18 protein-coding genes are annotated in these 25,173 nt (G+C 41.2%); 8 read left to right on the forward strand and 10 right to left on the reverse strand.

All coding sequences use genetic code 11. The annotated features are described in order from the left end of the window. Positions 1 to 295: 295 nt before the first annotated feature. Positions 296 to 4,153, reverse strand: a complete 3,858-nt coding sequence (locus V7K61_RS14330) for a CHAT domain-containing protein (RefSeq protein ID WP_335053951.1) — start codon at positions 4,151 to 4,153, stop codon at positions 296 to 298. Positions 4,154 to 4,350: 197 nt separating this feature from the next. Next, a complete protein-coding gene (locus tag V7K61_RS14335) occupies positions 4,351 to 5,037 on the reverse strand; it encodes a hypothetical protein (protein ID WP_442936316.1) in 687 nt (228 codons plus the stop codon). Between the two features lie 408 nt (positions 5,038 to 5,445). On the opposite strand from V7K61_RS14335, the gene V7K61_RS14340 reads away from it, so the two are divergent. Continuing rightward, entirely contained in the window at positions 5,446 to 7,551 is a 2,106-nt protein-coding gene (locus V7K61_RS14340; protein ID WP_335053955.1) for a DNA polymerase III subunit gamma/tau, read from the forward strand. Positions 7,552 to 7,617: 66 nt separating this feature from the next. Here V7K61_RS14340 and V7K61_RS14345 read toward each other — a convergent pair whose 3' ends face one another. Together V7K61_RS14345 and V7K61_RS14350 are read right to left on the reverse strand one after the other, a co-directional pair. Beyond that, positions 7,618 to 9,024, reverse strand: a complete 1,407-nt coding sequence (locus tag V7K61_RS14345) for a glycosyltransferase (RefSeq protein ID WP_335053957.1) — start codon at positions 9,022 to 9,024, stop codon at positions 7,618 to 7,620. A gap of 184 nt (positions 9,025 to 9,208) precedes the next feature. After that, positions 9,209 to 9,391, reverse strand: coding sequence for a hypothetical protein (locus V7K61_RS14350; RefSeq protein WP_289797665.1), 183 nt, complete (start codon positions 9,389 to 9,391; stop codon positions 9,209 to 9,211). A 263-nt stretch (positions 9,392 to 9,654) separates the two neighbouring features. On the opposite strand from V7K61_RS14350, the gene ebsA reads away from it, so the two are divergent. Beyond that, positions 9,655 to 10,029: a type IV pilus biogenesis protein EbsA gene (gene ebsA, locus V7K61_RS14355; RefSeq protein WP_094347510.1), complete on the forward strand. Its 375-nt coding sequence runs from the start codon at positions 9,655 to 9,657 to the stop codon at positions 10,027 to 10,029. Between the two features lie 164 nt (positions 10,030 to 10,193). On the opposite strand, the gene V7K61_RS14360 is transcribed toward ebsA, so the two are convergent. Further along, positions 10,194 to 10,997, reverse strand: coding sequence for a PEP-CTERM sorting domain-containing protein (locus V7K61_RS14360; protein ID WP_335053959.1), 804 nt, complete (start codon positions 10,995 to 10,997; stop codon positions 10,194 to 10,196). 504 nt (positions 10,998 to 11,501) lie between these two features. After that, a complete protein-coding gene (locus V7K61_RS14365) occupies positions 11,502 to 13,499 on the reverse strand; it encodes an AAA-like domain-containing protein (RefSeq protein ID WP_335053961.1) in 1,998 nt (665 codons plus the stop codon). A gap of 488 nt (positions 13,500 to 13,987) precedes the next feature. Between V7K61_RS14365 and V7K61_RS14370 the strand changes: the two genes are divergently transcribed. Beyond that, positions 13,988 to 15,517, forward strand: a complete 1,530-nt coding sequence (locus tag V7K61_RS14370) for a PAS domain-containing sensor histidine kinase (protein ID WP_335053963.1) — start codon at positions 13,988 to 13,990, stop codon at positions 15,515 to 15,517. Positions 15,518 to 15,632: 115 nt separating this feature from the next. On the opposite strand, the gene V7K61_RS14375 is transcribed toward V7K61_RS14370, so the two are convergent. Genes V7K61_RS14375 through V7K61_RS14390 form a run of 4 tightly spaced genes read right to left on the reverse strand, consistent with a single transcriptional unit; the run spans position 15,633 to position 17,899 of the window. Continuing rightward, positions 15,633 to 16,667, reverse strand: coding sequence for an Npun_R2821/Npun_R2822 family protein (locus V7K61_RS14375; RefSeq protein WP_335053965.1), 1,035 nt, complete (start codon positions 16,665 to 16,667; stop codon positions 15,633 to 15,635). Positions 16,668 to 16,719: 52 nt separating this feature from the next. Further along, complete coding sequence (locus V7K61_RS14380; protein WP_335053967.1) at positions 16,720 to 16,980, reverse strand: hypothetical protein; 261 nt, start codon at positions 16,978 to 16,980, stop codon at positions 16,720 to 16,722. Further along, on the reverse strand, positions 16,958 to 17,116 hold the full coding sequence (locus V7K61_RS14385) for a hypothetical protein (protein WP_335053969.1): 159 nt from the start codon (positions 17,114 to 17,116) through the stop codon (positions 16,958 to 16,960). Before V7K61_RS14385 ends, V7K61_RS14380 begins: the two co-directional genes overlap by 23 nt. Positions 17,117 to 17,155: 39 nt before the next feature. Next, the gene (locus V7K61_RS14390; RefSeq protein ID WP_335053971.1) at positions 17,156 to 17,899 is read right to left on the reverse strand and encodes an SIMPL domain-containing protein; all 744 of its coding nucleotides are present in this window, start codon (positions 17,897 to 17,899) and stop codon (positions 17,156 to 17,158) included. A gap of 386 nt (positions 17,900 to 18,285) precedes the next feature. On the opposite strand from V7K61_RS14390, the gene V7K61_RS14395 reads away from it, so the two are divergent. The 5 genes from V7K61_RS14395 (at position 18,286) to V7K61_RS14415 (ending at position 25,106) form a co-directional block, all read left to right on the forward strand. Then, a complete protein-coding gene (locus V7K61_RS14395) occupies positions 18,286 to 18,882 on the forward strand; it encodes a cytochrome b/b6 domain-containing protein (RefSeq protein ID WP_335053973.1) in 597 nt (198 codons plus the stop codon). Positions 18,883 to 18,977: 95 nt separating this feature from the next. Next, positions 18,978 to 20,411, forward strand: coding sequence for a bifunctional orotidine-5'-phosphate decarboxylase/orotate phosphoribosyltransferase (locus V7K61_RS14400; protein ID WP_335053975.1), 1,434 nt, complete (start codon positions 18,978 to 18,980; stop codon positions 20,409 to 20,411). A 158-nt stretch (positions 20,412 to 20,569) separates the two neighbouring features. Next, positions 20,570 to 21,670, forward strand: coding sequence for an AI-2E family transporter (locus V7K61_RS14405; RefSeq protein ID WP_335053977.1), 1,101 nt, complete (start codon positions 20,570 to 20,572; stop codon positions 21,668 to 21,670). A 118-nt stretch (positions 21,671 to 21,788) separates the two neighbouring features. Beyond that, positions 21,789 to 22,502 (forward strand): serine/threonine protein kinase, encoded by a 714-nt coding sequence (locus V7K61_RS14410; protein ID WP_335053979.1) that lies wholly within the window; start codon positions 21,789 to 21,791, stop codon positions 22,500 to 22,502. Between the two features lie 693 nt (positions 22,503 to 23,195). Continuing rightward, positions 23,196 to 25,106: a GTPase family protein gene (locus tag V7K61_RS14415; protein WP_335053981.1), complete on the forward strand. Its 1,911-nt coding sequence runs from the start codon at positions 23,196 to 23,198 to the stop codon at positions 25,104 to 25,106. Positions 25,107 to 25,173: the final 67 nt, after the last annotated feature.

Consider the following 25,173-nt stretch of genomic DNA (forward strand, 5'->3'; position numbering starts at 1 on the left):
GCACCGTTAGCGAGTCCGCGTACCCCTACGGGGAAGCAAGCTACGCTTTTAGCGTCTCGTAGAGAGCGTCATTTTGAATTCCGCCTTGCGGTACTAGTTTCTCTAGCTTATTGTCTGAACTGTTTAGCATTTATTTTTTATCTTCACTCTTGCCATAAACTTTCATACCACAGTGAATTAATACAATTTTTGTATATAATTAGACTATTTTACTGAGGTTATTGAACTTTTAGAGAGATGAAGCTAAAAACAAGTATCTAGCTAATTTTATGGCTGGAATAGAAGTTTCAAAGGATTAATTCGGTTTACCCATAATCGTAAAAGCTGCCCAGTAGTAAGGATGGTTATAAAGAATTTTATCTGATGCCATTTTACTATTTCTATATAATTGCGTTGCTAAATAAGTTTGAATTCTTACTTCCTCTGGATGCAGATTATTTAAGATGTCTTCATACCATTTTGTCAGTTCTCCAGCAGTTAGTTCTTTCAGCCATCGTGTTGCTTCGGCTAAAGCAGTAACGGCTGATTTATTCGGCTGTAATCGTCGGTAAAACTCGATCATTACCAAGGCACTAGCCGAAGATTCTACACTCCAGAGAGTACTCACTACATGAGGTATGCCCTGAGTTACAAAACCACTGACTAAACTCACATATTCGCTGCTGATAGTGTAGTTGTTAGTACTTAAATTTTCACACGCAGAGAGGGTAATCAGGTTGTAACTATCTAGATTTTGTTGGCAGATTTCATCTAGAGTAAGCCTTTCTTCACCTGCTAATACTAATTCTGATTTTTTAGGTTCAGCTAAATTATTAGTGACATGACCCGTAAAATGCAAGATGTTATAACTATCGGATAAGGCATTTCCGACAGTATTTTTTGTAGCCTCTGCCCCCTGAATTCGCTGGATATTATTGAACATCTGACTAACAATTTCAGACTCCAGTTTGGCAAATTTAAGTGTGGGATAACCTGTACTTTCTGGATGTTCAACACTAAGCAAGAACTTATTTTGCCACTGCCAAATATCCTCAGTTCTGATTGATAAACCTATTTGGGCACTAGGTAGATAGGTGACGCTGAAATTTGATTCTACGTTGGGTAACTCTTCTGGTGATGGCGAAGAAAGATGGAAAAGTGTATGAATAGGCAATCTGTACAAGTCACGGTGAGGAATTAAGACAAGTTGGGTGATGCCTTCAAGTTCCTGTGCAATTGTGGAAATATTCAGGATTTCATACAGTTGCAACAGTTTCTCTTCCATCTCAACTCGCCAAGAATGGTGAATTTTACTTTCTTTGTCTTGGGCTGTGCTGCGATATTCTTGGTATTGTTGATGCCAATCTTCTAGCCAAATTTCAAATTCAATTAGGCGCTGCACTGCTTCGGGTAGAGGCAATTCATTGAGACGAATAGCGTCTTCTCCTAAAGGTATTACCCCAGTATCTTGCATGGGTGTAAACAGGAGAATTGGCGATGGCGCTTGGTCTTTGAGAATGAAAGTATGTAGGGCAACTGGACTAATATGCCAGTAAATAATTGCTGTTGTGGGATTGAATAGTTGTTGAATTGCGCCATAATAAGGCGAGTAAATATTATCATTCCAACCAGAAAGCAGCCAGTTTAAACAAGCATTTTTACCTTGTTCGGCAATTTCCCAAGCTTCTACTAAATCACCCGACTCCACAGCTAAGTCAACTGCCAATTGATCGAAGCCGACAAATTTTAAAGCTAGCTGTTTTTTACTTTCGTCTGAGCGAGTTTCTTCACTCAGTAATTGTCGCAATAAATCTGTCCCACGTTGCAGCAATTCTTGAACTTGTGTGGTTTGTCCTAGACCCATCAACACTTTGCTTAGAGATTGTAAAACCTCTAAATGCAACTGGGGAAAATACTCTAATGTCAGGGTTAACAGCGCTTGATGGTACTCAGATGCAGCTTTGCGCCAATAATCGCGGGTATTGGTATGTTTTTTACCTTGTTCGTAGTAAGTATTAGCGATCGCAAAATGCAATCTACCCCAACCTTCTGGATGGGTATCTGTCCGCAGATGCTTTAACCCTTCTTCGTAGCTGGCTAATTTTCCTTCGTAGCCACCCTGTTGTAAGGCGGGATTTGTCGCTATGATACTATTCGACAAATTCAGTAATTCGTCAGAATCTACTAAATGACCGATCGCAGTTCCCCGACCAATCCAAGCTTCCCAATAATCTTGTTTGATTTGCAAAGCGTTATCATAACAAGCGATCGCATCAGCAAATTGTTCTAAATGAAACAGTGCTATTGCCTGATTATACCAAGCTAAGTGGAAGTCGGGTTTAATGGCGATCGCTTGCCGATAGGAAGCGATCGCTTCTTCTCTCCGTCCTAAGTTGTCTAACGCGATACCACGGTTGTACCAAGCTAAGTAGAAATCAGCTTGAACTGAAAGTGCTTTATCCCAAGAGGCGATCGCTTCTGACCATCTTCCTAAATTAAACAGCACTACACCCCGGTCTATCCAAACTTCATGGTACTCTGGGTTAATTTCTATAGCTCTGTCGTAAGATATAATCGCCTCGGCAAATTGTTCGCTGACAGCTAGGGCTATACCTCGGTGATACCAGTTTTCCTGGTCTTCTGGTTCGAGTTGCAGCGCTTGGTCATAACTAGCAATAGCTTCTGGTAGCCAACCTAATTTCAGCAGTGCCAAACCCTTGCTAGACCACGCTTCTTGATAGTCTGGCTTGATTTCTATAGCTTTGTCAAAAGAAGCGATCGCTTCTTCAAAGTATCCTAATTCTCCGAGAGTTCCACCCCGGTTGTACCAAGCTTTGTAGAAGTCTGGCTTCAATTCTATGGCTGTTTCATAAGACGCGATCGCTTCATCAAAACGTTCTAAATGGAACAGCGTTAAGCCTCGATTAAACCAATATTCTGAGAATTCGGGTTGCATTTCAATGGCTTGGTCATAAGATGCGATCGCGCCTAGCAAATCGCCTGTTTTCGCTTGCTGAAGACCTTGGTAAAACCACCCTTGAGCGTGGGTAATCGGATTATCGCTATGTCGCTCAATAATACCAGGGGAATTACTACTTTGAACAGCCAAATCAGAAGCAAGTTGCTGGACTAAATTGGTACTTTGATCCAACCTTACCCACAACTCATCTAAAGTATTAGCCACATTCGGCTCTAAATTCGTCAAAGTGTTATCCCAGGTTTCCACCGAGGGAGACGTTGCTAATTCAGTCCTTTGTCTAGTGGAAAGGAGATTTGCTGGTGTTGTAATTTGAACAACAACTTCTTCGTCAAACCTCAATTCGGTTAACAAGCTGATTGAATCTTCCGCTGCCGGGAGAGGGATATTTTCTGGTATTGTGGTTTGGGCATCTTCCTTTTCATATTCCCATACCAGTTCCTCTAAGTTTTCGGGCGATCTCTCCTCAAAAGAGTCATTTTGGGGTGTTGACGTTATTGGTTCAACATCTGGCGCATCATATTCCCATAATTGTTCGCCAAAGCTAAGGATTAGCTCTTGTCCAGGAGAAATTGGGATAATTTCTTCATCGGTTGTAGTTTCTACCACATCTGGCTCATCATACTCCCATAACTGCTCGCCCAAATCGCGGATCAGTTCTTGTCCAGGAGTAGTTTCTATTACATCTGGCTCATCATGCTCCCATAACTGTTCCCCAAAATCGCGGATCAGTTCTTGCCCAGGAGTGATTTCTAAATCATCTTGTGCCTGATTCTCAGGGTAACCTTCTATTTCTGTAGGTAAGTTTTGCATTAGCCGAATGCCAATGTCATAAGCAACTTCTCCAATTCTGCCAACACCAAGTTCCCCCAATTGCACCATCTGTGTTGCTAAAAGAGGATTTGGTGTAGGTGAAGCTAATAAGCTTTCACCAAACATCACCAACCAGTCTATCCAACGTTCAGCCGGAACGCGATTTTCGATCCGTTGCAGATACCTCAATGCCCACTGTCGTCCTCGTGCTTGATGCACGCCTTCTAACAATTGGATAAACAATTGTTCCAGATCCGCATTGGTTAGTTCTGGTAGTACCCCCACCAGATTGCGTCCTCTCGCACCCTTGAGAGAACTATTCTGTTTACTTGCAATGAGGCGCTTTAAAAACCTTTTAAGCGACTGCGATATCCGCCTGAGCATCTGCCACACTCTTGGATTTTGTTTTTCTAGATTGTAGCCATCGTTGTGTTAAAAAAATCATCAATTACGTAAAAATCCATTAGATTCGGACAGCGCTTCCGTAGCAGGTTAGCAAAAAATATACAAATCTTCAAGAGCATAGCATTACAACGTTACAATTCCCAGATTTAACTCTTGAATTTGACTCTGGCAAGCAGTTAATTTTCAGTTTGCTCTGTAGTCGATTGACCAGCAGGATATAACTGACTAATTAATGCCTGGACAAGCACTTGTGGATCGTCCGTTTCAACGGCAAGCTGTTGAGCAATTTGCTGACGTAAATTTTCATCCTCCTGTAACATTACAAACAACTGTTCTAAAGTGACAGTTTGGTATTCTCCCTCTGGGAGGTTTTCTGGTGCATCTGCTGACTCTAATACTGGGGCAACTACATCAGAGGTCAAAGGAGTGCTAAAAGCATCTGGCCCTTCATATTCCCAAACTGGTTCGCCTTCATTGCGTGTCAACAACTGCATCCCGATATTATAGGCAACATCTCCAATTTCTCCGACGTTCAACTCACCCAATTGCACTAACCGCGCCGCCATTTCATTATTTGGTGTCGGAGATGCGAGCAATCTGTCGCCAAAGCGCCCTAACCACTCAACCCACTCTTGAGTTGTGATGCGATGTTCGATATTATGCAGCCACTTCTGTGCCCATGCTTCCCCTCGTGCTTGATGTACTCCTTGCAACAGTTCGTTGAAGAGAAATTCCAGATCCGTATCGCTCAAGGGTGGTGCTGGTTCTTTTTCCACATTCCCCCTAGATTTTGAGGTAGTCTGTTTTCCACCAAACAAGCTCTGAAAAAGCTTTTTGAGCCATTGAAATAGCCGCTTGAGCATCTGCTGCACCATCGAGTTTTACTTTATCTATAAAATTGTAGCGATCGCACTGGACTATGGCGTTAGTTCAGTCAATAAAACGTATAGTCATTAGTCATTAGTCATTGGTCATTGGGCATTAGTCATTGGGGACTTATTAATTCTTCTCCCTCTGCCTCCCCACTCATTTATAAGAACAAATGTACTAAATGGTATGCTATAATTCCCATACGTTGATGTTGAAATCATAGTAGAGGATAAGCTCTAGTTACTTGCTTTCCTGAGTGCCAAAATTTACGGCATTAGTTGAGTCTTGGGCTATGGCAACATCGATAAATAAAGCTAGGTACGAGAGTTTAAAATAATTGAATCCTCAACTCGACTCGGTGCTACTAATTAACGTTGAAAGGCATTGAAGTCTATATTTCCATGTCTTACGAACCCCTGCACCACAAATATCGCCCCAAAAGTTTTGCTGAACTGGTGGGACAAGAGGCGATCTCGACCACCCTCACGAACGCGATCGGCACATCGAAAATTGCCCCTGCCTATTTATTCACTGGGCCAAGAGGTACGGGGAAAACTTCTAGTGCCCGGATTCTGGCCAAATCCCTCAATTGTCTCAAAGGTGATAAGCCCACTGCTGAACCTTGTGGTGTGTGTGAGGTTTGTCAGGGGATCGCTAAGGGCTACGCCTTAGACGTAATTGAAATCGATGCCGCTAGTAACACTGGTGTCGATAATATCCGCGAGTTGATTGAAAAAGCCCAGTTTGCTCCTGTGCAGTGTCGCTACAAGGTTTATGTTATTGATGAATGCCACATGCTCAGTACCCAGGCATTCAATGCGCTACTTAAGACACTAGAAGAACCACCGAGACACGTGGTTTTTGTATTGGCGACAACAGACCCGCAACGGGTGTTACCAACGATTATTTCGCGCTGTCAAAGGTTTGATTTTAGACGCATTCAGTTAGAGGCGATGGTGAAGCATTTAAGTGCGATCGCATCTCTTGAAAACATTCATATTTCACATGATGCTGTCACCCTGGTAGCCCAACTTTCTCAGGGAGGTTTGCGAGATGCCGAAAGTCTACTGGATCAATTGGGTTTATTAGCGGGTGAAGTCATACCAGAGCGAGTTTGGGATTTGGTGGGGACGGTAAGCGAACAGGACTTGTTAGCGCTTTTAAATGCGATCGCTCAAGATAAACCGGAAGCAGTTCTAGACTGTACTCACTACATTTTAGATCGTGGTCGAGAACCCCTAACTATTCTGCAAAATCTCGCTGCTTTTTACCGTGATTTACTCATAGCGAAAACAGCACCCAACCGCCACGATTTGGTTGCTTGTACTCAGCAAACCTGGACAGCGCTGGTTGAGTTTGCTCAATACTTCGATATGAGCGGGATTTTAGCGGGACAGAAACACTTGCGAGAAGCTGAAGTGCAAATTAAAAATACCACCCAGCCGCGTTTGTGGTTGGAGGTAACATTACTAGGATTGTTACCCAGTGCGACGAATATTCAGCCACAAACCCCAAGTGTCGCGCCGCGAGTTAATACACCTGCTGTATCTCCAAGCTATCCTCCAGTAGTTGCCCAAAATCACCCAGTCTCTTCTGTACCTCTGGCTGAACCGCAAACAAATCATAATTCTGCATCTGCCAATCATCAAGCCGCTGCTCAAAATCAGCCCGTCACTTCATCTCCCCCAGCTTCTTTGACAGCAAATTACCCCTCTTCTAGTAACTCGGTATCACCACCCCCAGCAAGTTTACCTGTTTCTCCACCAGCCATTGAAGATAGGCCATTAGTCTCGTCCGTTCAATCAGTAACCCCAGTAGCTCCAACAGAGAAAGTTCTTGAAGCAGCACAATCTGATTTAACTCAAGTTTGGCAGCAATTACTTGGTTGTCTGACACATCCGGGAAGTCATGCCCTATTTAAGGAACACGGACGCTTATTAAGTATCAACGATAATGTTGCTCAAGTGGGTATGCCGCAAGCGCTAGTTAAGTTTGCTCAACCTAAATTGGCGGAAGTTGAAGCAGCATTTGAAAAACTTTACCAACAAAAGATAAAGGTGATTTGGGTTCCAAACCAGTCGAAGAAAGCTTCTATAAATGGGAATATTGTAGTTCCGCCAAAAGACTCTACTCGCGTTCAGCAACCACCCACACCTAGCTACAACCAGCAAATTTCGCCTCCATCGCCAGCACCACAGCCAGCAACGCCATCACCAGCATCCGCAGCACCACTAAAAACCGAGCCGACAGCAAGAAATGGAAATGGGACAAATGGAAATGGGGCAAATGGAAATGGAGCAAACGGAAATGGGGTGCAAACTTTGCCTCCATCGCCACAGCGAACACCTGCTCCCGATTGGGAAGTTGATGAAGTAGCGATCGCAGCTCAACGTATAGCAACATTCTTCAACGGACAAATTATCCGTTTTGCAGATGATTTCCCAGAATTCTCCGATTCCATAACTACACCAGAATGGGTAGAAGAAGCAGACGTGGATGATGAATAAAAAAATGCAAAATTATTTTTGGTAATTTTGCATTTTTAATTTTGAATTTTTAATTCCCCAAAGGGGCTATTCCCCATTCCCCGTATGCAAGGTTTTCACCCATTTCAGGCGCTTTGGTCTTACCGACATCCGGGCAGTAGTACTGCTCATGACGACTAACCAGTGCAACATATATAAACTGCCACGCAGGGTTTGCACCAGCATCGTAAGATATGTAGAAAGTGGGAATTTTTGATCTTGACGTACCCGCTTCAGACCTGTGAACATCCCTACCATCGACATAGAAATGGACAAGCCTGTGATGGGACTTAACATGGGTGGACGATGACGAGCGATCGCCATTAATAAATCTGGGACTGCTGCTGTCGGTAAGATATACATAATCAGCATAAAAATCAGCAAATCCCAGCTTTTACGCGTTCCCATGCGGTTTTTGAGAATTAAATCCCAATAATCCAAATAACGTTGATAACCGCCTTCTGCCCAACGGTTGCGCTGATGCCAGAGTGAAACTGCACTTGTCACTCCTTCTTCTTGCACCGCTGGATGGAAAACACACTCAATATCCCATTTATCCAAATGTAAACGGATTGTCAAATCCAAATCATCGGTAATGGTTTCTTCATTCCAGCCACCGCAGCTTTCCAAGGCGGAACGCCGGACAAATTGACCATTGCCCCGCAGTTCGCCAATGCCACCAAGGGCAGTCCGCTGTTGCTGGAACCAGGTATCAAGTGCCATTTCTGCCATTTGACCCTTAGTCCAAAAGTTGTCTTTAGCGTTGGCGATCGCTTTTCGCACCTGCACCGCCCCCACGTTTTCTCTTTGAAATAAAGGTATTACCTGTTGCAGCAAGTCTGGTGTGACTTGGGCATCAGCATCAAATACTGCTATAATATCGCCCTTTGTCAGCGGCAATACCTGATTCAATGCCCCCGATTTGCCACCAGTAGCTTCTGCTGAACGCCTTAGTACTTTCAGTTGGTCGTGTTTCTGTTCGAGTTCTGCTAATAAATGTGGCGTGCTATCACTGCTGTGATCGTCAATTATCCAAATTTCGTACTGCCCACCTGGATATTCCAGATTACAAAGATTTTTGACTAATTTAGCAATTACCGCTTCCTCATTTTTCGCAGCCACTAGCACAGAAACAGAAGGCAAATCTCCCTGTATTTCTTTTGGATAGCGACGGGATTTAGTAAAAACTACCACCAAAGCATGAAATCCTAGAATGGTGGTCAGTCCTAGAATAAAAATTGAAGCCCAAGAAACTAAATGTAGAGCGATCGTGCCACTCCAGACGATAGTCAAGACTAGAGCTGCTTTGCCTCTACGACCTTGAAACCGGGGTGTTAGAGATACAGGATCTGTCTCTAACACTGACTCCTCATCTACTGATAGGTCAGACAACAAGGAGTTGAGCGGATCAAGCTCTTGATAAGAATCTTCTTCGGGCCAGGAATTCGCTGGCATAGGTTAGGTTGCTTGATTCAAAAACCACTATTTGTCTACAGTTAGTAATTTTACGGACAAATATCCCTAAGCTACTTTTCCCGATATTAATCGGAATGGGCAAACTGCAATACCCGCTATCCCTAAGCCAAAAGCCGCTGGGACTACCTTTGTTGTCACCGCCACTGTGCGTAATTACCTCATATTAACCGCGTTTACTACTCTTAGACAGAAGCTTGATTCCTTTGATAGCCACTTCGGCAGGAAGCTTGTAGAGTCGGACTTTCTCCAACGAGAACTCCGGTTTGGGTAAAGTAATAGCAAGGTAGCAGCAGCTTTTTGTTGGGAAAAACTGCAATAACGGCATCCACCACTTTACAGTAGACATTTTTAGTGTTATCGTTCCCAGATTCGATAACAGTTAATGCAGCATTATTGTAACCGAAATTTTAATATTTCTTAGTAGTAACTTCATTTATTGGGCATGGGGCATTGGTATTGGGATTAGGGAGAGGTCACAGGTGATAGTGAATAATCTATACCCTATTCCCTTCTTCACTGACCACTATGTGCTTTAGACACATCTTTGGGGAATACTACTAACATCCACTAATATCCCCAGTTGCTAACTAACTTGAGGAATATTTAACTATGTCTATTGAGCAACTCCAGCCTGCAACTCAACAACAAGCCAGTGTTTATTTACCTTATGTTCAGGGCGCTAGGCGCAATTTCTTACCTTATGCCATCAGTCTTTATCAAAAAGGGGTCTTGGAAGGACATCGGAAGATCGAAGCCAGCGAACATGTCCCCTTTGTCGCTTCCTGGAATGTTGCTACTTTACCCTCAGACTTAACCCGTTGCCGAATTCAGTTTGATGGCAATGCTGACCTGAGTTATGAACTGATGATGGCTAGTTTCGAGTTTATTAATTTTTTAATTGAACTGATGGACAACTATAAACGTTATCGTATAACCGATTTTTCACAACAATTTTACCGCAAGCTACTGCGTATAGATGATTGATTAAACCTCAGCCGGATTTGCAAAAGTCCGGCTTATTTTTAATTGATAGATAAATAAGTTCGTAGTAAGGACTTTAGTCCTTATTTTCTAAGATTATTTGCTCACAAAGCGCTGATATTTACAATTCAGCGCCTTGTGAGCTTTCTTACAACAACCTTTCAGTTTTAAAACGTCTTCCTAAGTCCGCTGTCTTTTCTTCTTTTCAGAACGATACCAAAACTAGCTACCATCAGAGTTCCGAGAAGGCTAGCGGGTTCTGGAATAGAAGTTTCATTTATAGGTACTATGATTCTTAAATTTGCCAAACTAGCGTTAGTTATGGTCAAGGATGTTACACCTGGTAAACCTGGAATATCAGACTGGAAATCAAAGACTGTGGGAGTTAAATTACCATTGGGATTACTATATCGCTCCCCATATCCACTCACTTCAAAAGTACCTTGATACTTCTTTCCGGTGTCTGGGTCGGTGACAGTACCAGTGTAGAAAGCTTTTGTGAGATTAAATTCGTCTTGAACTACTCCTTGAAATGTGGTTCCTGGCAATTGTCCCTGGTAGAGGAAGGCAGTCAACTGACCACCAGAAAGCACCGGCGATGTCAGAACACCATCAAACGAGACAATCGGAATGCCTTTAAAGTCAACAAAGTAATGCAGACTTCCATCGGAGCGTGTTTCTACCTTTAAATAATCTGATTGATATACAGGAACATAATTAGGACTATTATTAGTACCTAAGTTCCGGTAATAAGTTCCAGTTTCATCCGTATCAATACGAGTAGTACTATTATTGAAATTGGGATTATTTCTGGGAAGTTCGATAGTTCCTGATAATGTGCCGGTGCTTTCAATTGTGATGAATTGAGCAGCAATTGCACTTGCTCCACTCATAGCGATCGCTACTGCCACAAGACAACTGCTGCTAACAGCTGCAAAACCTAGCTTAATCCCTAATGAACTCACTTTCATTAACAAATTTTCCTTTAATTGCCGATGGTAAACACACCTAATCTGCTGAGATTTATTGCCAATATTTCTCAAGCATGATTTATTATTCCCAAGCTGGTGATGGAAGTTTCATCGGCAACAAAAAGTCTTGTCAATCGCTATTTTTATCGAACAGAATTCAGGAGTCAGGAGTCAGAATTCAGAATGAATTTTGTACGACATTTCGACAGGCTCAGTGCATCGCTGGCGGATGAATAATCGGCGTTTTTGCACCCCCACGTTTATTGAAAATTTATTGTTCAACAAGAAAGTCGCGGGTCTGAATCCCCGACTGATAGCGCCGGTGGCAAGCGAGTCCGCTTACTCTGTAAGAGTTGCTACGCTTTTAGCGTCTGTCTGCGACACGCTGCGCGTTCGCGTAAGCGTCCCGCAGGGAACGTAGAGAGCGTCTCCGGCTCCGCTCCTGAATTCTGACTTCTGAATTCTGAATTCTGAATTCTTCTTCAATTGATTCTAATTTTTAGATTAAACTACAACGCGATCGCGTCCTTTTCTTTTGGCTTGATAGAGTGCTTCTTCAGCAGCATTAACTAAAGTAGCAGGTTCAGTTTCTATTGCCGGAATCACGCTAGCCACACCTAAGCTGACAGTTAAAACAGCAGCAGGTAAACCACCAATGCTAGGATACTCACATTTAATACTTAAAGCTTTTACTTGCTCTCGAATATGTTCGGCAATATCCATTGCAGCAGTAACATCTATTTGAGCAAGAATGGCAAATTCTTCACCACCATAACGAGCCACTAACACTCTACTGCTTTCGTCTCGAAAATATCCTCTTTGGGAACTCACAAAAGCACTACTGGTAGAAGAATTGATATTCCTACTGCATGAGAAACTGCTATGACTTAGTGAGTCTTTAATACAGTTACAGATAGTATTAGCGATTTGTCGTAAACACTCATCTCCCGCCGCTCTACCATAAGTTTTATTATAAATTTTAAAATAGTCGATATCGCACAAAATCATTGAGATTGGAGTGTTTTGAATAGCGGAATTTTCCCACTCAATTCGCAGGTAGGTTTCAAAGTAGCGGCGATTTACTAATTGAGTTAGTTCATCTAAACTAGAGAGGAAGAGAAACTGTTGATTTTCTTGCCTCAACCGTTCAACATGAATATTGTTGAAATGCTCACTTTTTGTGAGATATTGTCGGAAATATAACCGATATAATTCACACGCAGGAGTACTGCGATCGCCTTCTAAATTAACTAGCCCCATACTCTGTAATTTATATGCCAATCTTGGCTCTAATTTCACATAATTTGTAGTATTAATCACTTCATAAAAAGCATCTCCCAATTCTGGCTCATCTCGAAGTGCTAGTAAATACTGCCTTAGACACTGGTTATAGATTCCGGTTTCTGTGGGTGCTTGTTGCAATAATTGCTCTAAATCCCCTTTTAATCCGCCTTTACCCACAAGGTGATACAATGCCAATCGCACCAAATAAGGATTTCCCCCCACCATTGCCATCAAACTATCGGCATCTTTACCATCTGTCCAATCCAAGCCGTGACGTTGTGCTAAATCCTGCACTTGCTCTTTCGTAAAGGGGGGTAAATTAATTGTCAAACCAATATTAAATGGCGATTGAGTCAGTTTTATGGGAACAAGAATTTCCGTTGAATAAACCAGAACCAGACGTAATTTTTGCCAAATTTCTACCCTTTTGGCTTGTTCATGCCACGATCGCACTAATGGTAGCAATTCTCCAGTAATTTCCTGATACTCAAATAGCCAATCCACCTCATTTAATACTAAAACCAGGGGACTTGAGAGCGCAGACAGTAAATATTTTTGGAAATAGATAGAGCAGCTGACTTTGCTACCCATATCTTCATCCCAATAATCATTGAGTTTTGTTTCTAGCTGTAACTCCCGACTAACATTGGCACAGAACCAGCGCAAAAATTTATCCAAACTGGCAAATACTGCTTTGTCTGCTTGCTGAAAGTCCAAAGTTACGGTACGAAAGCCTTGCTTGTTAGCGTGTGCAAGCAACCGGAGAATCAAAGAGCTTTTCCCCATCTTTTTGGGCGCTTTGATGCAAATTACACTCCCAGGTTCAGCCATTTCTGCGTAAGCGAGTTCTTCAATTGGCGGGCGAGGAATGTAAAATCTGGAATTAAGAGATACTGGGCCATTAGGGAATTCTAAGGATATCGCTGTGGCGGCTCGGTTGAATTCCTTAATTAACTGCTGATGGGCTTCGCTAAAAGGGTGATTTTCTAGAGTGTGGCGAAAGTTGGATTTATGTATTGGTTCTTTGTAAAAATTACTCAGTACTTGCCATAAATGAGCAGCGATTTTCTTGACACGTTCCTCGCGGTAGTGCGCTTCACTAGCTATATTAGTGTAGGTTTTTCCTTCCCACGAAGAACGCAATATCAATTCTTGGAGCGTCGTTAAACCGGTTGCTTGACTGGCTTTTAGTAGCAATACTAGTTCATCTATAGTCATTACTCATTGACTCTAATTCAGTATGATATTTTTTCACACCATTCAGCTTTGGAAGTCAATCTCGGCTGCCTTGTATGCATAGCAGCCAGCCCTGACTAAAAAAGCTACAAAAAAGCCTTGACAATTTTTTGCATCCTTAAATTATTTGGCGTGATTTAATCATAGAATTTTTTTTACAAATTTTTCGGGGTTTTTAGGTAATTATATGTGACTTGAACTACTTTTTTTAGACATATCTTAGAATGTAGATGCACACAATGTAGCGATTGTTTTCTAAAAGATTGCTATTGCGATCGCAACAGAGGTTATACTCGTCCGTTTACTTTTTTCTAAATTCCATCCCAATTTATGATATGGGCTGATATATCCCTGACCTAAGCTACAGCCTAATAAACCAACTAGGCAATTTGTCCATAACTGAATCGTCAGGGTGCTAAAACAGCGTAGAGAGAAAGCTACAGAATATCTTCCTCATCGTACCAGCAGCTATGCATATCCAAGAACCCGCTACCCATGAATCGGAAGCTTCACTTTCAGTACAAGATTCTCAAAGTTTCCCAGAAGCCAAAGACTTATCTCCAGAAAATTTAGATCCTTGCCAATGCTCACAAGCCGCCTTACAAATGGCATTAATCGCTAGTGGCTTGGGGTTGTGGGATTGGAATCTGGTAACTGACAAAACCTATTACGATCCCCAGTGGAAAAGCATCCTGGGATATAAAGTAGAGGAAATTGACAACGATTATAAATCCTTTGAACAACTTGTACATCCACAGGATTTACCGAGAATTCGTCAGGTATTGCACGATTATCTCCAAAGATGCATACCTGTGTTTGAAGTCGAATTGCGAATGTTGACTAAATCCGGGGAGTGGAAGTGGATTTTAACTTGTGGCAAAGTATTTCAACGGGATAAATTCGGTAAACCAGTGCGGATGGTGGGAACGCACAAGGATATTAATCAGGATAAGGCAATCGCTACCCAACAATACCAACTATTTGAACAACTCCAAACTGAAATTGCTCAACGCCAGTCTACCGAAGACCAAATTAAGGAAAAATCACAGCAGCTAGAAAATACCCTCGAAGAACTCAAATATACCCAAAAGCAATTATTGCAGAACCAGAAAATGGCTAATCTCGGTCAACTGGTGGCAGATATGGCTAACGAAATTAACAACCCCGTTAGCTTTATCTCCGGCAATCTCCATCCGGCTAGTCAATATGCTGAAGATTTAATCAGAATCATTGAACTTTACCAACATCACTATCCCACACCAACACCAGTCATAGCCTTACAACTGCAACGCCTCGACCTTGGCTTCGTGAAGACAGAATTTTTAAAATTACTGTGGTCAATGCGAGCCGGTTCTGAACGCGTCAAAGATATTGTTTTCGCTTTGCGGAATTTTGCTACTTCTGACGAAAGTCAAATGAAAAAGGTTGACCTACATGAAGGATTTGATAGTGTTCTCAGGATTTTGCAGCATCGTCTCAAAGAAAAACCTGATAGAGCAGAGATTAAAGTAATTAAAACTTTTGGTGAATTACCCTTAATCGAGTGTTACCCTGGTGAACTAAATCAGGTATTCATGAACATCTTAACTAATGCCATTGATGCTTTAGAAGAGAGGATGAAGCATGATTATTCTTTTACTCCAAAAATTTTGATTCATACAGAAGTTGTTAGCAGTCATTTATCATTGGTCAACAATAATGAACCTTGGGTAAATGACAAACTACTAGGGAAAAAGCACAAAGTTATCATTCGCATTTTTGACAATGGCAAAGGTATACTTCCCCATATCCAAAGACATATATTTGAACCGTTTTTTACAACCAAACCAATAGGCAAAAGTCAAGGGCTAGGACTATCAATTAGTCGGCAAATTATAGTTGAAAAACATCAAGGGAAACTTAAGTGTAATTCTCAATTAGGTCAAGGGACAGAGTTGGTGATTGAGATGAATACAACAGCAAGACACTATGCCGCGATTAGAAAACACGCTAGTTTTTAGGTAAGTCGAACCAAGATTTTGGAGTACAATGGAAACGATAAAATGTGCCTCAAATCCTTGCCCATCGATGTGACTACCTCGATGGATTATTGTCGGTTTGAGTCATTTAAAAAATTCAAAAGTGAGAAATTCTCATATTTGTTTTGATTTTATTTACGGACTTTTTAATGAATCTATTAGTTTTAGCCATGATACTTGGCGCTTTAAGATTTTTTGGTTTTTGCTCTGGACTTTTCAAAAAACGATAGTATAAAAATTCGTTTTTATAGCGGATGTTAACATCCTCACCTTGAGAAAGTCGAGTAAAATCAATTGAAGGATAATTCATGTAGTGAAGGCGATGGATATTTTTTAATCCATCTTGATTGTAAAGAACATTGTTAATATTAACGAATGGATCAACATCAGCACAGTTGCCAGTCTTGTCCTGTCCATTAGGGCTAAGGGTAAAGTTAAATAATGGGCGATTACATCGCAAAGTCATATAGCTAAATAAGTCTGCATCACACCACCATGAATGATTGTTGATCCAGGTATATTCTTGCTTATCCACTAAAAGCTTTCTGAGCATTTCTAGTTGATTATCCCCAAAAATACCACTTTTTGAACCGAAGAAGCTAGAGCAATGTAACTGAGAGCGAATTTCAGATTCTGACAAAGAAATTTTATCTTCAATTAAAGAAAAGTTTAATGCTGCTACAGGGGTTGATTTGCGATGCTCCCAATCGTCAAACACAAAGTCATAATCGTCTAACTTCTCTAAAACTCTATCCAAGGAACTCATGGCTAAACTGTCGGCATCATAAAACACAAATCTATAAAAATTGCCATCAAAAGCAGACATTTTTCTAAACAAATTGCTTTTTTTATACCATTTATAATGCCCTTGAATTTTCTGATGGGCCTTAGGGTGTGCATTCCAAACTTGATTATAAAATTCTTCCCAACGCTGCATTGATGCTTTGTTTTCAAATAAGCAAACATTTTGTCTAGAATTAACTTCCTGCTTCACAAGTTGTAATTTATCATCATAGGGAATAATACATATAGGAATATCCGCGCCAACATTTACCTCAATGCTATTGAGCAAAGCAACTAGTTGATCGTAAACGACATCATTAGCCAGGGTATAAATACCGAAAGGTTCCATTCTCATAAATCCTTTTTGTTTTTATTCGTTCAGTAGTTACAATGTGAGACTTTTATCTATTTGCTATTATTCCCAAATTAGGAGTGTTCTGAACACTTAAATATGAGATATAGGTACTCTCCCACGCCCAAACCCCCGACATCTTCGCAGGACAAATCCAGAAATCTCCTTTAGCTTGAGACTTTTCCGATTTTTGTTCGCCGATATGAGTGATTTTTTGTTGATTATGGTCGCTCAACAAAAGACAAAGCAGATGATGGTTGCATCCAGGCAATTGAATCACCCGGCGCTCAGAAATCCATGTTTCCTTCATAAGCAGTCCAATTAGCGATCGCTGTAAATCCCATTTTGTCTTGAAAAAAATGTCCAAAAAGGACAAGATATGGCAATACTGTTCGGTTAAGGCAAGAGACGCGATAAATCGCATCTTTGCGATCTAGAATTTTCATTAAAAAACCCTAACCGAACCGTATTGCCATAAGTCCTGATTAAGCAAATTGCTGCAATCCATTAAGAGGTAGATCGAGAATCACTGCTGAATTTGGAGAATAACCGATATCTAGAGAAACACTAGCTTTTATCGTCTGAGAACCACCAATTATAGGAGTTGTAGAAACCCTATCTGTTATTAGATTAGACACGAAGGGAGATGGTCTAGGATTGTCATTTGAGTTAATATCAATGTCAATAATCTGTCCGGGGGTTAACTGCAAGGTACTAAAAACAGCCTGAGCCTGAGCTTTAGCATCTTTAACAGCTTCGCTCAGAACTTGCAGGCGTGCCTGCTGCACTACTTCGTCTGAGGCAGTGAAGCTGATATTCTGTATGATATTTGCGCCTGCTTGAATAGCTTTGTCAATTGCTGCCCCAGATTGATTTGTTGGTAACTCAAACTGAAGTGTGTTGAGGCCTTCAAAGCCGGTGAGGGTTTGAGTACCATTTTCAAAGCTATAGACAGGATTTAGTTGAATAGATGTAGTTTGAAGTTCTTGCGCCCCAAGCTTTTGCAGTACATCAACTACCGCTGTTGAACGTTGAGCAACTTGTTCTTGAACTTCGGTTGCAGTTTTTCCCTGTACTTTAATCCCCAATTCTACATCAGTTAAAGTAGTGGCAACGCTGACCTCTCCTTTACCAGTAACTTCCAATATCTGAGTAGTGCTACCAATGAGGGGATCGGCGATCGCAATACCCGGATTTCTCACACCTGTGAGATTATCTGTGTTAGCCATCTTATTCTCCTTGCCTAAATGATGTTTGATACCGGTTGATGTTTTAATCTTAATCGTATCTGGACACTCACTCGTGACAACCAGCATTTTCAACATTCTGATGCCATGAAGCGTTTTATTAGTCGTGTTCGTCAGCGTGTAGAAGGTGTTTTTAATGAAATTCAAAACACTGGAGTCTCAACCTATTTAATTCACGTTAGGCGTAATTTAGCTTAGAACAACCCTAGCCATACCTAAGCTGACAGTTAAAACAGCAGACGGTAGACCATTAATGTCAGAATACTGAATCTAATGATGAGAAAATAAAGGTAAGCAATGCCCACCTCCAAACTTGCTGGGCTATTTACCCAAGACAGATAAACAGCAAATTTTATCAGTCAAAATTTATGACTTCCAACGTTCCCTCTCCAACTCGAAAGCCACCCACTCAAGCAATAGGAGCCAAAATTTTCCACTGGTGTAACATCATTAGTCTATTTATCATGCTCACCAGTGGACTACAAATTTACAACGCCAACCCTGTTTTTGGTGGACGTGCGGGTTTGCACATTCCGCCGATATTTACTTTAGGAGGTTGGCTTGCAGGAGGCAGACACTGGCATTTTGCAGCAATGTGGCTATTCTCGCTGAATCTGTTGTGGTATGGAATTTACATTTTAATTACCCGACGCTGGCGACATCGCTTTGTCGGTGCTAATGACTTCAAAGCACTACAAAAAACTCAAAATTCCCAACGTCGAATTTATGCTTGGCATCGGATTGCTTATACAGCAATTATTCCTATTTTGCTGCTGGCATTATTTACAGGCATAGGAATGTATAAACCTGCTGAATTTCCCTGGATTGTGGATTGCTTTGGCGATTGGCAAGCATTGCGAATTGTTCACTTTGCCTCAGTGCCGATGGTTATCTTATTTGTAGTAATTCACTATCAATTAGGGAAAAAAGCTGGAGGTGCTCAACTAACAGAATCAATGTTTTAGTAAACAAACTATGGTCATGGAGATAGGCAGATGCAGGGAATAGTGACCAATGACCAATGACTAATGACCAATGACCAATGACTCTTTAAAAAAAAATGAACTTTTTTGATAAATTGAATAGAAATATCTTACAAAATCAAAGCTTACTATTTGTAGGACTCGATCCAAATCCAGAGATGATGCCTGGGCGTTATGAATCGGAAGAACTCATCGCTGGTTTGGAGAAGTGGTTACAATTCATTATTGCGGAAACTTCTGATTACGTTTGTGCTTATAAACCGACACTTGGCTTTTACGAAGCTTTAGGTATTCCTGGTTTAGAACTGCTGTACAAAACTTTAGCAGCTATTCCAGCCCACATCCCAGTAATTTTAGATGCCAAACACAGTGACTTAAATACTAGTACCATCTTTGCCCAGACTGTGTTTACACAATGGCAAGTGGACGCAATCACTCTCAGTCCCTATACAGGACAAGATCACGTAGCACCTTTTTTGGTCTATCCTGATAAAGCGGTGTTTATTTTATGCTGTACTTCTAATCCAGGTGCAGAAGCTCTACAGCAATATCCTACAAAGGAATCACCCCTTTATTTACAGGTAGTAAAAGAATCAAAAACCTGGGGAACTCCAGAACAATTGGGTTTGGAAGTGGGAACTACAAATCCTGAAGTTTTAGCACTTATTCGAGCAGTTGCACCTGAACGAATTATTATGGCGCGTAGCATCTGGGCGGAGGGTCAAAACCTGAAACAAATTTTAGAAGCTGGCTTGAATAGTAATGGTGATGGTTTACTGATTCCTGTTCCTCAAGATATGTTGGGAAATACCCAATTATCAGAAGAAGTCCAGTCTTTACGTGCAGAAATTAATCAAATCAAAACTGAAATTGTTCACGAAAATTCTACTTGTTCTGTGTGGTTTCCTGATGTTTGTTTTCTAAATCAGCATCCCCACCAAGATTTGATTTTACAACTTTACGATCTTGACTGCATTATGTTTGGCAGCTTTGTCCAAGCATCAGGAGCGATATTTCCTTATTACATCGACTTACGCAAAATTATTTCCAACCCCCAAGTTTTTAATCAAGTTCTCACAGCTTATGAGGATATTTTGAAGAACCTCAATTTTGATAGATTAGCAGGTATTCCCTATGGTTCATTACCGACTGCGACTGGTTTAGCTTTGCGCCTTCACTGTCCGATGATTTTCCCGCGTAAAGAGGTGAAAGCACACGGAACTCGGAGAGTAATTGAGGGTAACTTTCATACTGGGGAAACAGTTGTAGTGGTTGACGATATTCTCATTAGTGGCAAAAGTGTCATGGAAGGGGCAGGAAAGTTGGAATCAGCTGGATTAAAGGTTAATGATATTGTGGTATTTATCGACCATGAACAAGGGGTGAAAGATAAGTTACAGCAAAATGGTTATTGCAGTCATGCGGTTTTAACTATTTCGGAAATTACTAATACTCTGTATCAAGCAGGGCGAATAAATGAAGAACAATTTTCAGCTTTTGCTGAAATTTAGTAATTGGAATAATGGAGAGTAGGGAATGAGGAATTGGGAGAGGCACGATTAATCGCGTCTGTAATGGAGGAAGATTTTTATTGTCTACTTCTTTTTGAGCAGATTTAATTACTCGTTTCAATCTAGTAACTAGAATAATTTTAGCTTTGAAATTAATTATGAATTTTTCACTGAATCAACTACTTAGATGGTTAATTTTTACATTGTTATTTCCCCTAGTATTTCTCAATGGTTGGCTGGCATTTTTGCTGGTGAAAAACTTTCAACCTGTCGTCACAATTCTTGTCTTGGCTACTTTGCTTGCATTCGTTTTAAACTATCCTGTTTCGATTCTCCAACAGCGGAAAGTTAAACGCGGCTATGCAGTAGCATTAGTTTTTATATTAGCATTGGTAATTGTTGTGGCTCTAGGTATCACTTTAGTACCCATTGTTTTAGAGCAATTTAATGAAATGGTTAAAGTCTTTCCCCAATGGATTGATTCTAGCGAAGAAAAACTTCAAATTGCAAATAATTGGTTTTTGAAACATAAATTAAATGTAAATCTAAGTCAGCTATTAGCACAAATTACTGATCAATTACCTAATGAAATAGAGTTTGTTTCAGATAAACTTTTAAGTATTCTTATAGATACAATTGATAGTATTTCTGAGGCGTTAATCACAGTAGTGCTAACTTTTTACTTGTTGTTAGATGGCCCAAGGATTTGGGAGGCGATATTTAAGAAGTTACCTGGAAATATTGCCCCCCAGATAAGCCAGTCTATTCAGCAAAACTTTCAAAATTACTTAATTGGCCAGGGTACTTTGGCTTTGCTGATGGGTGTTTCAATAACATTATTGTTTTTAGCTTTTCAAGTCCAGTTTGCTTTACTCTTTGGTTTAGGAGTTGGACTTTTGAGCTTAATTCCTTTTGGTGATGTCGTCAGTCTGGTTTTAATAACTTTAATAATAGCGTCACATGACTTTTGGCTAGCAGCTAAGGTGTTTGCGGTAGCTGTTGTTATCGATCAGTTAATCGATCAGGCGATCGCACCCCGCCTTTTAGGTAAAATTACTGGCATTAGACCAATATGGGTATTAATTGCTCTGCTTGTAGGAACCAATGTTGGCGGGGTTTTGGGTTTACTAGTTGCAGTACCTATAGCTGGTTTTATCAAAGATGTAGCAGACGGTTTTTCTAAATCTGTTAATTCTGATAACCTGGGTGAGGGGGAAGCAGAATCAGAATTGTTGATAGAAGAATCAATATCGCAATAAGTTTTGGATAAAAATTGTCATCTCTAGCGTTAAAAGTAAGTAGCAACGGTATCATTTAGGTCGTATTAGCTCAAGTCAACCTTATTCCCAAACCTCGTAAATTGGCTAAGGAATTAATATGAACAAATTGCTTCCCAAACAGTTAGTCAAACACATTTATCAGGAACTATTGCCTAGATTACAGATTGAAAGTGTCAATCCCTCTAATCCAATTAAGGTCAGCTATCTTCCACAACCTTGGCAGCTGCTTGGCAGAGGAAATTACGCCGCAGTAGTCTATCACCCCGATTCCCCTGACTATGTAGTTAAGATTTATGCCCCAGGACGGCCAGGTTTTGAAGAGGAAGTAGAAGTTTACCATCGTCTAGGTTCTCATCCAGCGTTTTCTGAGTGTTTCTACGCCAAGGATGGGTTTTTAGTCTTGAAACGCCTTTATGGAACAACCCTCTACGATTGTATGCACTTTGGTTTACCAATTCCCAAGCAGGTAATAAAGGACATCGATGAAGCTCTTGACTATGCCCGAAGTCGTGGACTCCACCCTCATGATATCCACGGGCGTAATGTCATGATGTACCAAGGCAGAGGATTAGTTGTAGATATATCAGATTTCCTGCATCAAGAAGCTTGCTCAAAGTGGAATAACCTAAAAAAGGCTTACTACTGGTTATATCTGCCTGTGTTTTACCCACTTCGACTGCGCTTACCATACTTTGCCTTAGATATCGTCCGTAAATTTTATCGTCTGGGAACTTCTGTTAAAACTTTTTGTTGCCAACTATCCCTAAGATTAACTAATATTAAATATTTAAATAAGTATTTAAAACGTTAAGAGTGATGGACAGACAACTTTTGTACTGTCTTATTCTGGTCTATTTTTGCATTTCCGTTATCAATACTTTGTTGATAAATTCAAGATAAGTAAATTATGGTGAGCCATCACCCAAAGAAGCATCATATATTTATAGCAGTTAAGCAAAAAATGGGACTTATTCTTTTCATGCCTACCTATTGTTTATATAATTAAGAAGAATAAACGAGTTACCGTCTTCTATCAAAGCTATTCAACAACAAAATACTTTAGTTGCAACTATTATTTATGTTTTAGCACTAATTGAGCCTTTGAAACTTAGAATCGAGTGATTGTAATTAGACCGAAAATTATTCTGTGTAATAATAAGCGCTTGAAATGCCAGCTATCATTAATAATTAGGAGTCTATAGGACTAGTATTTAATTTTTGAAATGCACGTAGTGGACTGTCTAGGCTAAAGTAGTGCATTAGACGTAGACTTTTGTTGGGTTACGCAAAGCCTCCACCCAACCTACAATTTTTTTTGAAACATTAAAGCCATGACAGTCCACTACAAGACTACCGAAATTTTTTCAGAAATCAAATATGATTCCTATAGCATTAATCCCAGAATACCAAACATCCTGCTTGCATTGGAGACGATAGACTTTTATATAAGAGTAGTTTTTACAAAAACTCGAATTTTCTAACATTTCAAAGCAGGTATGGGGCAATGGTGCGATTAAAACCTTGGCAGTGGGTAGTCTTAGCAATCCCGATCGCGTTTATCATCATTTTCTTACTGGTATCCGCCGGTTCACAAATTCATGCGTGGGGCATTAATTGGATTTGGGGTGTATTCACCGTTTTATTTGTTGGTTGGCGTTGGCTGCTAGTCAAATGGACTCAACCAGCTGTTAACCAAGTGGAAGCTGTATTAGCCCAAGTCCAAGAAGAACTGGAATCGACAGCAGAGGATAAAGTAAGGCGACCTGTGGGAAGTGACACCACAAAGCTTGCAGAAACCGCCCTTCAAGAGATTCTCCAAGCAGCACAAAGCGATCGCCCGATTTGGGAAGACTGGCAAACTTTTTGGACGCGATGCCAAGATTTAGTTGTGGCGATCGCTCATATCTACAATCCTCAGATTCAATATCCCCTGCTGAATATTTACGTTCCCCAAGCTTACGGGCTGATTCGCGGAACGGTAGATGATATGGATCAGTGGATGCAAAAGTTATCCCCAATCCTCAATCAGGTAACGGTTGGACAAGCATACCAAGGATATGAGGTCTACCGGAAGTTAGAACCATCGGCTCGGAAATTCTGGAAAGTTTGGAACTGGGCACAGTGGATCTTAAATCCGGTGGCGGCGGTGGCAAAACAAGCTAGTAAGGGTTCTAGTAATCAAGCAACTCAGCAATTATTAGGGAATTTGAGCCAGTTATTTCGGGAAGCTGCCCTGAGAAACTTATGCCGACAAGCGATCGCACTTTACGGACGTAGCACCTTACCAGTTCCAGCAACCGTAGTTTCCCCACCAACTTTACCCAAGGCAAAAACCCAAACACTCCGAGAAATCCTGACTCAAGCTCAACCAGCTGAGGCGGTTGAGCAAAAACCCGTGAACATTTTGCTGGTGGGACGCACGGGTTCAGGAAAAAGTAGCCTGATTAACACGCTATTTCAGGCGGATCTCGCAGCCGTTGACGTTTTACCCAGTACCGATCGCATTCAAAATTATCAATGGCAGACTCAAAGTGGAGAAACCTTGACGCTTTGGGATACACCTGGTTACGAACAAGTCAACCGTGCCGAACTCCGAAATTTGGTGCTTGATTATGCCATTAATGCAGATTTGCTGCTGTTAGCTACACCTGCCCTCGATCCTGCCCTGCAAATGGATGTGGACTTTTTGCAAGACATCAAAGCAGAAGTTGCAGATTTACCTGCGATCGCTATTGTCACTCAAGTAGATCGGCTGCGTCCCATCCGCGAATGGCAACCGCCTTACGATTGGGAATGGGGCGATCGCGCCAAAGAAATTGCCATTAGAGAAGCCACTGAATATCGCGCTAAACTGCTGGGAAACTTCTGTAATCTAGTTTTACCCGTGGTTACAAGTGACAGCAAAACGGGTCGAGTTGCCTGGGGAGTAGAAGCGCTATCCTTGGGATTAGTAGATGCGATCGCACCTACCAAGCAACTCCGTCTCGCCCGCTTTTTGCGTAACCTAGAAGTCCGCATTGTCGCCGCCGCCAAAATCATCGACCACTACACCTTCCAGATGACGACAACACAAGGATTAACGACATTGCTCAAAAGTCCCGTCCTTCAGTTTGTTTCTACCCTCTCAACCGGATCTCCAGCTTTAGCATATATGCTGGCGGAGCAAATTCCTGTGGAACAGTTGCCAATTGTCATTGGTAAACTACAAATGGGATATGAACTTTTCTCACTCTTGAACCCCAACGCGCTCAACTTTGAATTGTTATCCCTTTGGCCGCTACTGCTGGAAAACACCGCTGCACCCGATCGCAACGCCTGGGCATTTGGTCATGCCTTAGTGGAGTACTGGACTCAAAATCTCACAATTGAACAACTCCGGGAGCGATTTGAGTATTATTTGGCGATCGCTAAATAACGAGTTTACAAACTACGTAACCGCAGTAGATTAAACATCAGAAGTTGAATTAGAACACATAAGCAAC

It is taken from the genome of Nostoc sp. (assembly GCF_036918015.1).
Taxonomy (GTDB): Bacteria; Cyanobacteriota; Cyanobacteriia; order Cyanobacteriales; family Nostocaceae; genus Nostoc.